The 13,705-nt window shown below is 63.3% G+C and carries 13 protein-coding genes; 7 read left to right on the top strand and 6 right to left on the bottom strand.

Annotated elements, in window-relative coordinates; all coding sequences use genetic code 11:
* Positions 1 to 121: 121 nt before the first annotated feature.
* The 3 genes from GIB19_RS13060 (at position 122) to GIB19_RS13050 (ending at position 4,276) form a co-directional block, all read left to right on the top strand.
* Positions 122 to 1,876, top strand: a complete 1,755-nt coding sequence (locus GIB19_RS13060) for a phosphoethanolamine transferase CptA (protein WP_274886345.1) — start codon at positions 122 to 124, stop codon at positions 1,874 to 1,876.
* 124 nt (positions 1,877 to 2,000) lie between these two features.
* The gene (locus GIB19_RS13055; RefSeq protein ID WP_274886344.1) at positions 2,001 to 2,663 is read left to right on the top strand and encodes a TetR/AcrR family transcriptional regulator; all 663 of its coding nucleotides are present in this window, start codon (positions 2,001 to 2,003) and stop codon (positions 2,661 to 2,663) included.
* A gap of 53 nt (positions 2,664 to 2,716) precedes the next feature.
* Positions 2,717 to 4,276, top strand: coding sequence for an MDR family MFS transporter (locus tag GIB19_RS13050; RefSeq protein ID WP_274886343.1), 1,560 nt, complete (start codon positions 2,717 to 2,719; stop codon positions 4,274 to 4,276).
* Here the strand turns inward: GIB19_RS13050 and GIB19_RS13045 are convergent.
* Positions 4,228 to 5,436 (bottom strand): MFS transporter, encoded by a 1,209-nt coding sequence (locus tag GIB19_RS13045; protein WP_099428944.1) that lies wholly within the window; start codon positions 5,434 to 5,436, stop codon positions 4,228 to 4,230. The two genes, GIB19_RS13050 and GIB19_RS13045, sit on opposite strands and share 49 nt — an antisense overlap.
* 104 nt (positions 5,437 to 5,540) lie before the next feature.
* Here GIB19_RS13045 and GIB19_RS13040 point away from each other — a divergent pair, with 104 nt between their 5' ends.
* Positions 5,541 to 6,128, top strand: coding sequence for a TetR/AcrR family transcriptional regulator (locus GIB19_RS13040; RefSeq protein ID WP_027596221.1), 588 nt, complete (start codon positions 5,541 to 5,543; stop codon positions 6,126 to 6,128).
* Between the two features lie 58 nt (positions 6,129 to 6,186).
* On the top strand, positions 6,187 to 6,660 hold the full coding sequence (locus tag GIB19_RS13035) for a YMGG-like glycine zipper-containing protein (RefSeq protein ID WP_085273138.1): 474 nt from the start codon (positions 6,187 to 6,189) through the stop codon (positions 6,658 to 6,660).
* Positions 6,661 to 6,696: 36 nt separating this feature from the next.
* On the opposite strand, the gene GIB19_RS13030 is transcribed toward GIB19_RS13035, so the two are convergent.
* Positions 6,697 to 7,602: a LysR family transcriptional regulator gene (locus GIB19_RS13030; protein WP_027596219.1), complete on the bottom strand. Its 906-nt coding sequence runs from the start codon at positions 7,600 to 7,602 to the stop codon at positions 6,697 to 6,699.
* Between the two features lie 494 nt (positions 7,603 to 8,096).
* Between GIB19_RS13030 and GIB19_RS13025 the strand changes: the two genes are divergently transcribed.
* Both GIB19_RS13025 and GIB19_RS13020 read left to right on the top strand, forming a co-directional pair.
* The gene (locus GIB19_RS13025; RefSeq protein ID WP_027596218.1) at positions 8,097 to 8,483 is read left to right on the top strand and encodes a VOC family protein; all 387 of its coding nucleotides are present in this window, start codon (positions 8,097 to 8,099) and stop codon (positions 8,481 to 8,483) included.
* An 85-nt stretch (positions 8,484 to 8,568) separates the two neighbouring features.
* Positions 8,569 to 9,138: a hypothetical protein gene (locus GIB19_RS13020; RefSeq protein ID WP_252824817.1), complete on the top strand. Its 570-nt coding sequence runs from the start codon at positions 8,569 to 8,571 to the stop codon at positions 9,136 to 9,138.
* A gap of 361 nt (positions 9,139 to 9,499) precedes the next feature.
* Here the strand turns inward: GIB19_RS13020 and GIB19_RS13015 are convergent, their stop codons facing one another.
* The 4 genes from GIB19_RS13015 to GIB19_RS13000 all read right to left on the bottom strand — a co-directional run bounded on the left by GIB19_RS13015 (position 9,500) and on the right by GIB19_RS13000 (position 13,590).
* Entirely contained in the window at positions 9,500 to 11,179 is a 1,680-nt protein-coding gene (locus GIB19_RS13015; protein ID WP_027596216.1) for an MFS transporter, read from the bottom strand.
* A 220-nt stretch (positions 11,180 to 11,399) separates the two neighbouring features.
* Positions 11,400 to 12,179 carry an alpha/beta fold hydrolase gene (locus GIB19_RS13010; protein WP_274886335.1) on the bottom strand — a complete coding sequence of 260 codons (780 nt, stop codon included), beginning with the start codon at positions 12,177 to 12,179 and terminating at the stop codon, positions 11,400 to 11,402.
* Positions 12,176 to 12,595, bottom strand: coding sequence for a VOC family protein (locus tag GIB19_RS13005; protein WP_274886333.1), 420 nt, complete (start codon positions 12,593 to 12,595; stop codon positions 12,176 to 12,178). The genes GIB19_RS13010 and GIB19_RS13005 overlap by 4 nt, the downstream gene beginning before the upstream one ends.
* A gap of 68 nt (positions 12,596 to 12,663) precedes the next feature.
* On the bottom strand, positions 12,664 to 13,590 hold the full coding sequence (locus GIB19_RS13000) for an alpha/beta fold hydrolase (RefSeq protein WP_027596214.1): 927 nt from the start codon (positions 13,588 to 13,590) through the stop codon (positions 12,664 to 12,666).
* Between the last annotated feature and the right edge of the window lie 115 nt (positions 13,591 to 13,705).

The raw sequence follows: 13,705 nt of genomic DNA, 5'->3' as shown, positions 1-13,705 counted from the left end.
GGGCGTGCATCCCGTCTCATTGCGCTGCGCCTTGACGTTATTTTCACAACCTTCAGATTAGCGTCACGCCCTTTCCGGCCACGCGCACATTGGGTGGCTGCCAAGGTTCTACGAGGCATACGTGTCAGCTATTAAAAAAATCCCCACGCGCAAAGGCGTGGACTGGGCCGGCCTGGGCTGGCTCCTGCTGTTCTTCTGGTATTTCTCCGGCGTTACCCAGGCGCTGCTGCTGTTCAGTGGCACCACCGGCTTTGCCGGATTTCGCGATGCGCTGTTTCTCAGCAGCCTGTGGCTGGCCCCTGTACTGCTGCTGCCGCGCTTTACCCGCGCCACCGCGGCAGTCATCGGCCTGGTGCTGTGGGCCGCCTCGCTGGTCGGCCTGAGCTACTTCGGCATCTATCGCCAGGAGTTCTCGCAAAGCGTCATCTTCGTGATGTTCGAATCCAATACCGCGGAGGCTGGCGAGTATTTCAGCCAATACTTCAGCCTCTGGCTGGGCCTGGCGCTGCTGCTGTATACCGTGGTGGCCGTGCTGCTGTACAAGCGCGTGCGCCCGGTCACGCTGCCCTTGCGCAGCCGCATTCCGGTGGTTGTCCTGCTGCTGGTGGCCAACCTGGTGTACCCCTTCTACAAACAGATGGTCACCCAGGAACGCAACTTTGCCGACGCTGCCGAAAAGGTTCAGCAGCGCATGGAACCTGCCGTGCCGTGGCAGTTGCTGGTCGGCTACAAGCAATACCGCCAACAGCTGAACAACATGCAGGAACTGTTGGCGCAGAACGCTGCGCTGCCGCCCTTGCAGAACCTGCGCAACAGCAGCGGTGACGCGCCGCGCACGTTGGTCCTGGTGCTGGGCGAATCGACCACCCGCGAGCACATGCACCTGTACGGCTACCCGCGCGATACCACGCCCAACCTCGATGCGCTGGCCGCCAGCGACAAGGGCCTGACGGTGTTCAGCAACGTCGTGTCGCCACGCCCCTACACCATCGAAGTGATGCAGCAGATCCTGACCTTTGGTGACGAACAGCACCCGGACCGCTTCCTCACCGACCCGTCGCTGATCAACTTGATGAAACAGGCAGGCTACAAGACCTTCTGGATCACCAACCAGCAGACCATGACCAAGCGCAACACCATGCTGACCACCTTCTCCCAGCAAACGGACGTGCCGGTCTACCTGAACAACCAGCGCAACCAGAACGCCAGCCAGTATGACGAAGTGGTGCTGGACCCGTTCGAGAAAGCCTTGCAAGACCCTGCACCGAACAAGTTCATCATCATCCATCTGCTGGGTACGCACATGGATTACCGCTACCGCTACCCGAATGCCTTCCAGCATTTCAGCGATCGCCAGGGCGTGCCGGCCAAGCTCTCGCCCAGCGAGGTGGAAACCTACAACTTCTATGACAACGCAGTGCGCTACAACGACCACGTGGTGTCGAGCCTGATCAAGCGCTACTCGGCCACCACCCCCAACGGCTTCTTGCTGTACCTCTCCGACCACGGTGAGGATGTTTACAGCTCGGGCGATCACGACCGCCTGGGGCGCAACGAAGGCGCCCCAACCCGGCCGATGTACACCATCCCGTTCCTGCTGTGGACCTCACCCAGCTGGCAAGCGGCCCACCCGCGCGACCTGCAGGCCACGACCAACCGTGCCTACAGCAGTTCGCACCTGATTCACACGCTGTCCGATCTGGCCGGGCTCAGCTATGACCTGTACGAGCCTGCCAAAAGCATCGTCAACCCGCAGTTCGAGGTTGTGCCGCGCTGGATCGGTGACCCCTACCGCAACAACGGCCTGCGCGAGTTCGACCACCTGCCACAGGACAAGGCCGAGCCTGTGCAGGAGACGGCCAGCAACGTGAAATAACCCCCTCACAACCACCGGGAGCGGCCTTGCGCCGCGCCCGGTCGGCGCTTAAATTAAATTTAAATTGATTTTAGACTAAGCCTGTTACAAGCTCTGCCTACACCCCCACAGCACAGAGCCCGCCATGCCCGCAGCCCCCCGAGAACCCCGCAAGGACGGTGCCGTCACCCGTACCCGGATCCTGGAATCCGCCGGTGAACTGTTCGCCGCGCTCGGTTATGCCGAAACCAGCAACAAGGCCGTGGCCGCCAAGGCAGAGGTCGACCTGGCGTCGATCAACTACCACTTTGGCAGCCGCAATGGCCTGTACCTGGCCGTGCTCGACGAGGCGCGCCAGCGCTTTCTGGATATCAGCGACTTGCAGCGGATCACCCAGGGCACACAGCCGGCTGCAGAAAAACTGCGGGTATTGGTAGAACTGGTGGTTCGCAAGGCCTCCCAGGCCCAGGACAATTGGCACCTGCGTGTGCTGGCCGCCGAAATCCTCGCCCCCAGCCCCCACGGCCAGGCTCACCTGCAGGCCGCAGCGCCGCTGAAGCTGGCGCTGTTGAAGGGGCTGTTCAGCGAAATCACCGCCATCCCCGTGGAGGCCCCTGCCCTCACCCGCTGCATCCTCTGCGTCACCGCGCCCTGGGCCATGCTGCTGATCGGCCCGCGCGGTGGCTCCGGGGCGCTGCACGAGATTCTTCAAATGCCCGGCGATGCAGTGGCTGCCCAACTGTACAGCTTCGCCCTGGCAGGCCTGCAGGAAGTTGGCCGCCAGTATGCCCAGGCGGGCTTCAACTGATCACGCACGGACCGCGGCCCCCACGAACGCCTCACTCAGTTCAGGTCAGCCCCATGCACTCGACAGCCGATAACACCTCCCTCACCGCGCAGGCCGCAGCGGATACGCACACGTCTATTCCGCTGCTGCTGGCCGCACTGATGCTGGTGATGTTCCTCGCGGCCCTCGACCAGACCATCGTCTCGACCGCGCTGCCGACCATCGTCAGCGACCTCGGCGGGCTGCGCTGGCTGTCCTGGGTCGTGACCGCCTACCTGCTGGCGTCCACGGTGGTGGTGCCGTTGTACGGCAAGTTCGGTGACCTGTATGGCCGCAAGCGGGTATTGCAGATTGCCATCGTGCTGTTCCTGCTGGGATCGGGGCTGTGCGGTGCGGCGCAAGACATGGCCCAGCTGATCGCCTTCCGGGCCCTGCAAGGCTTGGGCGGCGGCGGGCTGATGGTGGTGGCGATGGCCGCGATCGGCGATGTCATCGCGCCAGCCGAACGCGGCCGTTACCAAGGCTTGTTCGGGGGCGTGTTCGGCCTGGCGACGGTGGTAGGCCCGCTGATCGGCGGTTTTTTGGTGGAGCACCTGTCCTGGCACTGGATCTTCTACATCAATCTGCCGCTGGGCCTGCTCGCGCTGCTGGTGATCGGCGGCGTGTTCCGGCCACACGTGGCCCGGGTCAAACACGTGGTCGACTACATCGGTGCGTTTTTTCTGACCGTCGCCCTGGCGGCCGTGGTGCTCATCACCAGCCTGGGCGGCAGCCTGCTGCCGTGGGCTTCGCTCGATGTGCTGTGCCTGGCGTTGTTCGCCCTGATCGGCCTGGTCGGCTTCGTTTTCGAACAACGTCGCGCCGCCGAACCGATCATGCCGCTGCACCTGTTTCGCCATCGCACCTTCGTGCTCGCCGGCCTGATCGGCTTTATCGTCGGGGTGTCGCTGTTCGGTGCGGTGACCTTCCTGCCGCTGTACATGCAGGTGGTGAAAAACGCCACGCCGACCAGTGCCGGCTTGCAGATGCTGCCTTTGATGGGCGGCCTGCTGGTGGTGTCGGCGATTACCGGGCGGTTGATCAGTCGCTGGGGCCGCTACCGGATCTTCCCGATCGTCGGCACCCTGCTTCAGGTGATTGCCCTGGGCCTGCTCAGCCGGCTCGACCTGCACACCCCCATGGCGTTGATGAACGTCTACATGGGCCTGCTGGGTGCCGGGCTGGGCATGGTCATGCAGGTGCTGATCCTGGCCGTGCAGAACAGTGTCGAGCCTCGCCACATGGGCGTGGCAACGTCTGGCGCCACGCTGTTCCGCTCGATTGGCGGCTCCATCGGCGTGTCGCTGTTCGGCGCATTGTTTTCCCATGCGTTGCTGGGGCAACTGAGCGGCGACTTCGCTACCCAGGCTGGGGCAGCGGCCAGCCTGTCACCCACCGCGGTGCATGCATTGCCGGCCGCCTTGCAACAGGCCTACCTGGAAGCGTTTTCCGCCGCCATGCACGAGGTGTTCCTGATGGCCTGCCTGATTACCAGTGTGGCATTCGCCTTGTCGTGGTTGCTGCGCGAGGTGCCACTGCGCCGGGCTCAAGCGCCTGACAAGGCTGCACCCGTCGCTGTGCCCAGCCGTCGATAGCTGTAAAGCGCCACCAACGCGACCGCCACCCCCGCGACTACCGCGACTTGATAACCCGCCTTGGCGCCCACCAGGTCGACCACCTGCCCGGACGCCACCGCCCCCAGCGCGACACCGACATTCAACCCCGCCAGCAGCCAGGTCATGCCCTCGGTCAGCTGCTGTGCGGGCACACGGCGCTCCACCAGCGACATCGCCACGATCAGCGTCGGCGCAAAGAACAGGCCCGCCAGCAAGACGGCGGCAGCTAGCCCGAAGACGCTGTCAGCCAGCAGCAACGGCAAGGTCGTTACTGCTGTCGCCAGGCCGCCCAGCAACAGCAGCCGGTGCAAGGGCGTTGGCAATTTCAAGGCCCCGAATACCAGGCCAGCAGCGCAGGAACCGACGGCATAGCACGCCAATACCACGCTGGCCGCTGCCGGCATGCCGGCCTGTTCGGCAAAGGCCACGCTGACGATGTCGACGCTGCCGACGATTACGCCCATGGCCACCATCAGCAACGCCAGCAGCCGAACATCCCAGTGCTGCAACACCGAGCCCTGGCCTTTCGATGCACCCGCGTCTGCATCCACGGGCGGTTCGCTGCCGGTTTGAGCGACCAGGGCGAACACCCCGATCGCCAACAGCAGCGCCGCGACCAATGGCCCGGCCTGGGGCAGCACGCCCACGCAGAGCCCCACCGACACTGGCGGGCCAGCAATAAAGGTGACCTCGTCGAGCACCGTCTCCAGGGAATACGCCACCTGCAACTGCGGCGTGCCCCGGTACAGCGCCGTCCAGCGCGCACGCACCATCGCCGACATGCTGGGCATGAAGCCCGCCAACGCGGCCCCGACGAACAGCCCCCAATCGGGCGCTTGCCACCAGGTACAAGCCAGCAGCACCAACAGGCCCACCACACACAAGCCTGCAGCGGCGGGCAGCACACGGCGCTGCCCGTGCCGGTCGACCAAGCGGGACACCTGCGGTGACATCAGCGCATAGGTCAACACAAACGTCGCCGCCACGGCCCCCGCCAGGGCATAGCTACCGCGTAGCTGCGAGAGCAGGGTGATGATGCCGATGCCCGTCATTGGCAAAGGCAAACGTGCCACCAGGCCTGCCAAGGCGAAGCCGGCCGTGCCTTTTGCCTGGAACAGCTGGCGGTAAGGGTTGAGCATGATCGACTCTCCGTATCGAAAAAAAGCGGCTTACATACAAACCGTATGATTAAAACCCTATTATCATACGCACTGAATGTAAAGCCGCGTTTCCAGGAGCCCCAATGGTCAGACGTACCCGCGCCGACATGGAACAGACCCGCGCCACCCTGCTGGAGACCGCTCGCCAGGTTTTCAGCGAACGTGGTTATGGTGAGACATCGATGGACGACCTGACGGCCCAGGCCAACCTCACCCGTGGTGCCCTTTATCATCATTTCGGCGACAAGAAGGGCCTTTTGGCCGCCGTTATCGCGCAAATCGACGCAGAAATGGACGCGCGGCTGCACGCGATTTCCGACACGGCCAGCGACCCCTGGGAGGGCTTTCGCAACCGCTGCCGCGCCTACCTGGAAATGGCCCGCGAGCCGGAGATTCAGCGCATCGTGTTGCGTGATGGGCGTGCCGTATTGGGTGCCCCTACCCCGCAAGCGCAGCTGCACTGCGTCGCGTCGCTGCGCAGCATGCTGGAGCAGTTGATGGCGCAGGGCGTGGTCGCCCAGGCCAATCCACAGGCGTTGGCGTCGCTGATCTGCGGGGGCCTGGCAGAAACGGCATTCTGGATTGCCGAAGAAGAGGGCCAAGGCCAAAGGCTGGAGCAGGCCCTGGACGCCATGGAACTGATGCTCAAGGGGCTGCGCAACCCCTGCTGAAAAACCGCGCAGGCGGACTATCCTGTGAGAGGGGGTTCACGCCCACAGGAGGTGTGCCATGCGTTCGCTCACATGGAGTTACCTGCTGGTGCTGCTGTGCACAGCACCTGCCGCCCAGGCGCAGTCAGTGGTACCGCTGAAAGGCCAGAGCAGCCAGCAGATGCAATTGGACATCAATGATTGCAATACCGTCGCCACCAATGCCGCAAACAGCGCCTCGACATCCAGCGATGCCCACGTTGGTGGCCGGGTACGCGGCGCAGCAGCTGGCGCAGCTGCAGGTGCCGTGGGTGCGCAGGTCCGCGGCAATCAGCATGAAGAGCTATACGACCGGGCCAGCGACGATGCCAAGCAGCAATACCGGCAAAATCGCGCCGGTGAAACCGCCGCTGCCGGTGCGGCAGTGGGTGGCATGCGCCAGCGCCAGGATCGCCGCCAGGACCGGCGTACCCAGGGCGAAGCGCAGAGCTCGGCCCATGCCAGCGCGTACAGCGGTTGCCTGCAAGGGCGTGGGTACCAGGTCAACCCTTGAACGTTTGATGCACCAAGGTCAGGCCGACGACAGGCATTAGAACTTGGCCAGTTCTTCCCGGCAAAACTCGACGAACAGTTGTGCCGGCTTGGTCAACTGAACCCGCTTCAAGCGGGCTGCCGCCAGCCCCGACAGCGCCACAGGTTCGGCGATATCGACCATCGCCAAGCGCTGCCCATCGTAGGTGCATTCTGAATGTGGGCGGGTCACCAACAGCGAAAAGCCGAACCCCTGCCCCACCATCCCGCGCACCATCTCGATCGACGGCGAGCTGAAGACGATGTTCGGGGTCAGGCCCATTTCGTTGAACAGGCTGACGAAGTAGGTCCGGCTGGGCGCCACGTCCAGCAGAATCATCGGCTCGGGGCAGAGATCGCGCAGCGAGACCTGGCTTTGCCCAGCAAACCGGTGCTTTTCGGGCAACAGCACATAGGGTTTTTGCGGCGGCATCAGCGGCTCGGCCTCGATGGTGCCGTCCAGGTCGTGGTCGTAGAGAAACGCCAGGTCGAAGGTGCCGGCGGTCAGGCCCTGAATCAGGTCCTGCTGCTCGCCATCGCGCAACCGAATGTCGACGCCGGGGTAGCGTTCGCGAAAGCCGGCGATCAGGCGTGGCAAGTACAGCGGCGCCACCGTCTCGAAACAGCCGATATCGATTTGCCCGGCAACGGTGTCGTTATCGGCTAGGGCGTTCTGCTCGAACTCGTGGGCCATCTGTAGCAGCGATTTGGTCTTGGCGTAGAAGCGCTTGCCGCTGGGTGTCAGCGACACACCTTGGGCGTGGTGGCGGATGAACAGTTGTACGCCGAAGCTTTCCTCCAGGCTTTTGATGGCCGTGGAGATCGAAGGCTGGGCGATGTAGAGCTGGCGCGAGGCCTCGGCGACACTGCCAGCCTCCACGGTGGTGACGAAATACTTGAGTTGTCGCAAGGTATAGGAAGCCACAGGCACCTCTCCGGCGCCGCCTGGGCGCGCTGGTATTTTGCCTGTCACTTTAACGTGGCGCCTGGCTGGCGGGGGATTGGGTGATGAAGGATTTACCTATGGCTTGAGCATGTTTTTTAGTGAGGGGCGCCATGCGCCCCCCGTTACGCGGCTCACTCAAAGGGAATGTTCTCTAACACGCACTCGTCACCGACGTGCTTGTAGCCTGGCGCACAAGGCATGCCGACTACAGGGGCTGCACCTCGGGTACGCCACGATACGGTTTTCTGAGTTACCACTTCCTCCACGTGCTCAAGGTGATCAAGGGATGGCGATTCGTTCTTCGGTTCATCTTGCATGGTCATTTCTCCGGTTTATGTGAATTGCCTATTCAAGCTACAACCTGCTCGCGCCCATACCCACCGGGAAATGCCCCTGCACACTGAAATGAACCCCGGCGCTGCCCAAAAGGTCTTTACTGAAAGTGGACAAGTCCCAAAAAACGGTGTGCGCCTATGAAGATCGTTGTCACCAGTATTCTTGTCGACGACCAGGCCAAGGCCTTGGCTTTCTATCACTACGTGCTCGGCTTCATGCCCAAACATGACATCCCCCTGGGCCGGCACCGCTGGCTTACCCTGACCTCACCCCACGAGCCAAACGGCGTCGAGCTGCTGCTGGAGCCTGATGCCCACCCTGCCGCCAAGGTGTACAAGGCTGCGCTCAAGCAGGACGGCATCCCTGTAACCTCGTTCGGCGTGCGCGACATCCAGGCTGAATACACCCGTCTGTGCGCGGCCGGTGTGCAGTTCACCCAACCGCCAACGGCCGCAGGCCCGGTCACCGTGGCTGTGTTCGACGACACCTGTGGCAACTTGATCCAGATCGCCCAGAAACACTAACGGCCACCCCCGCCTGGCGGGCACCCGTGGCCAGCCGTCCGCTATAGTTGCCTTTGCTTACTTGCGCAGCCAACAAGGAAAACAAATGCGCCACGAATTCAGTGAGGTCCTCAACGACCTGATCGATTACTTCCTGGTCGGCGACATTCAGTTGCTTGAGCGGTTTAAGCAAGACAACGACTTGGCGGACGACTTGGCCCACGCATTCACCCATGACGACAGCGGTGACAAGGCGGTGCGCGAAGGTGTGGTGCTGCCCATTGCCGGCATCGATAACCTGCCCTATCGGATCATCTTCACCCTCGATGGTCACACCCCTGCCCTGCGTGAGCCGGGTAGCCGCCTGAAGCATCAGCGTGCCGGCTACGTACTGCGCGTTGAGCACCGCGCGTTGATGCTGTACACCTGGCGCATCCTGCAGCACTTCACCAACAAGGCCCTCGGCGATCTGCTGGCACGCTACCAGGCGCCTGGGCGGCCGATCATCGAGCTGGACAACGGCTGGTATGACGTGGAGGTGCTCGGCGGTGCGGTGGTGCGGGATGGGTTGTACGAGCCGGCGTTCGAGTTCGTTTTGAAGAAGCGCTGGAGCCGCGGGGAAGCCACCGGGGTGGATACCGGGTACGCCTTTACCCTGCGAGGGTATTTTGACTGAGGCGGGCCATGCACGCTTCGGTAGGAGCAGCCTTGTGCTGCGAAGAGGGATAGCAACGGAGATCTTCGCTGCTGTCACCGGCCTCTTCGCAGCACAAGGCTGCTCCTACACGGGTGCCATAGCCTGACTCAGGTGTGGCTGATATCGCGGCAAGATCCCCAGCACTTCGGGGAAGCCACCGGGGTGGATACCGGGTACATCTTTACCCTGCGAGGGTATTTTGACTGAGGCGGGCCATTCACGCTTCGGTAGGAGCAGCCTTGTGCTGCGAAGAGGCCGGGGATAGCAGCGAAGATCTTCGTTGTTATCACCGGCCTCTTCGCAGCACAAGGCTGCTCCTACACGGGTTTCATGGCCTGACTCAGGTGTGGCTGATATCGCGGTCCTTGGTCTCTGGCATGAAGAAGATCCCCAGCACCGCCGTCATCAGCGCAATCACGATCGGGTACCACAAGCCGTAGTAGATATCCCCGGTCGCCGCCACCATGGCAAACGCCACGGTCGGCAGGAAGCCGCCGAACCAGCCGTTGCCGATGTGGTACGGCAACGACATCGAGGTATAGCGGATGCGCGCCGGGAACAGCTCGACCAGCCAGGCCGCAATCGGCCCGTAGACCATGGTCACGTAGATCACCAGGATGGTCAGCAGCAACAGCACCATCGGGTAGTGAATCTTCGCCGGGTCGGCCTTCTCGGGGTAACCCGCCTCCTTCAGCGCCCCGACGAGGGTGGCGGTAAAGGCATCGCTCTGCGTCTTGAGGTCGGCGGCGGCCAGGCTGCGGCCATCAAAGCTTGGGATCACCCGCTCGCCAATCCGGATCTGCGCCACGCTACCAGGCTCGGCCTTCTCGTTCGAATACGGGATCGCCCGCTTGGCCAGCAGGCTCTTGGCGATGTCGCAGGAGCTGGTGAATTTGGCCTTGCCCACCGGGTCGAACTGGAACGCGCACTGGCCAGGGTCAGCTACCACCACGACCGGGTTCTGCTCCTGGGCGACGAACACGTCCGGGTTGCCGTACTCGGTCAGCGCCTTGAAGATCGGGAAGTAGGTCAGCGCAGCGATGATGCAACCGGCCATGATGATCTTCTTGCGGCCGATGCGGTCCGACAGGCTGCCAAAGATGATGAAGAACGGCGTGCCGATCAGTAGCGAACCTGCGATGAGCAAGTTGGCAGTCTGCGGGTCGATTTTGAGCGTCTGCAACAGGAAGAACAGCGCATAGAACTGCCCGGTGTACCACACCACCGCCTGGCCGGCGGTGCCGCCAAGCAGCGACATGATCACCACCTTGAGGTTTTCCCAACGGGCGAACGACTCGGTCAACGGCGCCTTGGACGCCTTGCCCTCGGCCTTCATCTTCAAGAACACCGGCGACTCGTTGAGCTGCATGCGGATGTACACCGAAATGGCCAACAGCAGGATCGACAGCAAGAACGGAATGCGCCAGCCCCATGCCTCGAACGCCTCGGTGCCCATGGCCGTGCGGCAGGCCATGATCACCAGCAGCGACAGGAACAGCCCCAGCGTCGCGGTGGTCTGGATCCAGGCAGTAAAGAAGCCACGCCGGCCCTTGGGTGCATGTTCGGCCACGTAGGTCGCCGCGCCGCCGTATTCACCGCCCAGTGCCAGGCCCTGCAACAGGCGCAGGCTGATCAGGATGACCGGCGCCGCCACGCCAATCGACGCATAGCTGGGCAACAACCCGACCAGCGCGGTGGACAGGCCCATGATGACGATGGTGATCAGGAAGGTGTGCTTGCGCCCGATCAAGTCACCGAGGCGGCCAAACACAATGGCCCCGAACGGCCGCACGGCAAAGCCTGCGGCAAACGCTAAGAGGGCGAAGATGAACGAGGTGGTTTCATTGACGCCGGCAAAGAAGTGCTTGGCGATGATCGCGGCCAGTGAGCCGTACAGGTAAAAGTCGTACCATTCGAACACCGTGCCCAGGGATGATGCGAAGATGACCTTGCGCTCCTCCCGGGTGATACCGCGTTGGGGCGCGCTACTGCCCGTGGATGCGCTGTCGAGAACCGCCATGGGTTGCCTCCGTCTTGTCGTTATCGCAGGCCGGAGTACCTCACACCCATTTCACCGTCGCACCCAGGCCCTAGGGCTTGCATTGGTTGCGCGAAGCACGACGAGGCAGGCCGCCTCGAATCGCAGCAAGGTATCTGAAGCATAATCGGCTTTGCCGGGATATCCACTCGCCTTGATGGCGAGCGGCCACAGGGTGGACTGCCCCCGAAACTCGAACAATTTACCGCAGAAAACGCCCAACCTCCGCCAACACCCCATCGGCCTGTTCCCGGTGCGGCACATGCCCACAGCCCGGTATCAGCCGCAACACGCCGGGGCCTGAAGTAAGCGCGACAAGGCGCTCGGGGTGAGCCTGGGAGCCGAACTCATCGTTATCACCGTGCAGGCTCAGCAAGGGGCAATGTACCTGCGGCAACAGCGCATCCAGGCTCCACTCGGCGAAGTCTTCACTCAGCCAGTTATCCACCCACGCACGCAATACCCATTCGGCCTTGTCGCCATGATAACGGCGCAGCCGCTGCAACTGCCCGGGCTCTGCAAACTGCAGATCCGCCGCACGAATACCCTCCAGCGTCCGTGCTTCGACAAAGGCCTGGGCAGACTCCGTGATCAGCCCCTGGCAATGGTCCGCGAACGCTGCCGCACACCCCACCGCCATGCCCCCGCCCACGCTGTGGCCGAAGACAATGAAGGCATTGATATGCAAGTGTTCGCGCACCGCCGCAAAGCCCTGGCGCGCTTCGGCCTCGACAAAGCCCAGGCGCAACCGGGTGGGATGCGCGTCGGAGCGACCGAAACCGAGGCGGTCATAGGCGATTACCGGGTGCCCGGTGCTGCGCGCCAGTTGCGCAGGGAAGTCTCGCCACAAGGCCACACACCCCAGCGAATCGTGCAACAGAATGATGGGGGCACCCTGCGCCTGCGACGGCGACCACTCGTGGGCGAACAGCATGCCTTGGGCCGTGGCGATCCAGTGCTCGTGCGTCTGCAAACCCGTCATGACGCCTCCGGCACCGGCCCTTTGAGCTCGACCTGGTTGCCATCGGGGTCGAAGCAGTACAACGACGGCCCTTCGCCCTCAGCGCCGTAGCGTTTCTCGGCAGGCTCCACCGTTACACCCGCAGCGCGCAGGTAAGCGGTCAAAGCCGGCTCATCGAAGGGCTCGATACGCAGGCACAAATGATGCAGGTTACGCCCCTCTGCGCCCGGCGCGGCGCCACCCGGCTGCCCCAGCACACCGTCCAACGCGACCAGGTCGATCATGGCAGTGCCCGTCGCCAGGTGGACCATGCCCAGGTCTTTACGCACCTTGCTGACCGTGCAGCCCAGCACGTCCACATAGAAGGCGAGGCTGCGCGGCAGGTCGCTGACCCGCAGGACGAGGTGGTCGATGTGCTTGATGGCAAACGGTCGCATGCCGGGGACTCCTTGTGGCGTGTGCGCGAGGGTCAGACGCCACCATAGCCCACTATTCGGCGTGCTCGCTACTCATTGACCAAGCGCTGTAACTGGCCACCTTCATGACGTGCCAGCAGCCGCAGCAACTGATCGACCAAAGCCCGGTCCGGTGCCTCAAGGTGGAAGTGATGCCCGCCAGGGTGCCACGAAACCCGCGCATGGCCAGGCAAGGCCGTTTCACGCTGGGCGTACGCGTTGCCGCTAAAGGCCCCTTGTCGGCCGAACATCAGGTACAGCGGGCATTGGATCTGGCTGAGCAGGTCACAGGCCTCTCGCTCGGTCAACGGCATGGGTTCGGGCAGCACCAAGCGTGGATCGTGGCGCCAACAATAGCCGTCGCCAACCTGCAGCAGGTCACGACGGGCCAGCAACCGCGCAGCGTCCTCCGACAGCTCGCCGTCCAGGCGCTGGCGGCGCTGCTGCAAGGCCGCTTCAATCGTGTCGAAGCGGCTCGCGTCGGGTTCGCCGAACCCCTGTAGCTGGCTGCGCTGGACCATCCGCTTGAGCCGGTAGGAGCGCGCCAGATGCTGCACGCGGTCATCCTCCGCGACCGTGAACGGCGCGCCCATGCCATCGAGGAAGGTCATGCTGGAAATGCCGCTGGACAGGGCGGCGAGCAACGAGGCGATGCCGCTGCCCATGCCGTGGGCCAGCACATGGAAGTGCGCCAGACCCAGGCTGTCGACCACCGCCAGCATATCCTCGGCATGCTCCCAGAGGTAATAGCCGCTGTCGTGGCGCCGATGGCTGGAGCGGCCATGGCCGACCAAGTCTGGCGCCACCACGAAACAGCCGTCGAGCAACGGCCCGAGCCGATCGAACGAGGCGGCGTTATCCAGCCACCCATGCAAGGCCAGCACCGGGATACCGTCTTCCGGCCCCCAGGTGCGTACCGCTATTTCAATACCGTCGAGGTCAAGCAAATGATCCTTGGGACCGCACAGCGAACGCATAGAAGCTCCCCTTGGCTGCAAACCGGCCGCCATGGCCTACCCCACCCTCTCGCAGATGCACCTGCACTGTTGGCCCCTCACCGACCCGTACATGCGCGAGACCGACTGCTGCCGG

The organism is Pseudomonas sp. ITEM 17296 (genome assembly GCF_028895205.1).
In the GTDB taxonomy this organism is placed as follows: domain Bacteria; phylum Pseudomonadota; class Gammaproteobacteria; order Pseudomonadales; family Pseudomonadaceae; genus Aquipseudomonas; species Aquipseudomonas kermanshahensis.
The sequence above is the reverse complement of the archived record's forward strand: the minus strand, read 5'-3'. Positions and strand labels throughout refer to the sequence as shown.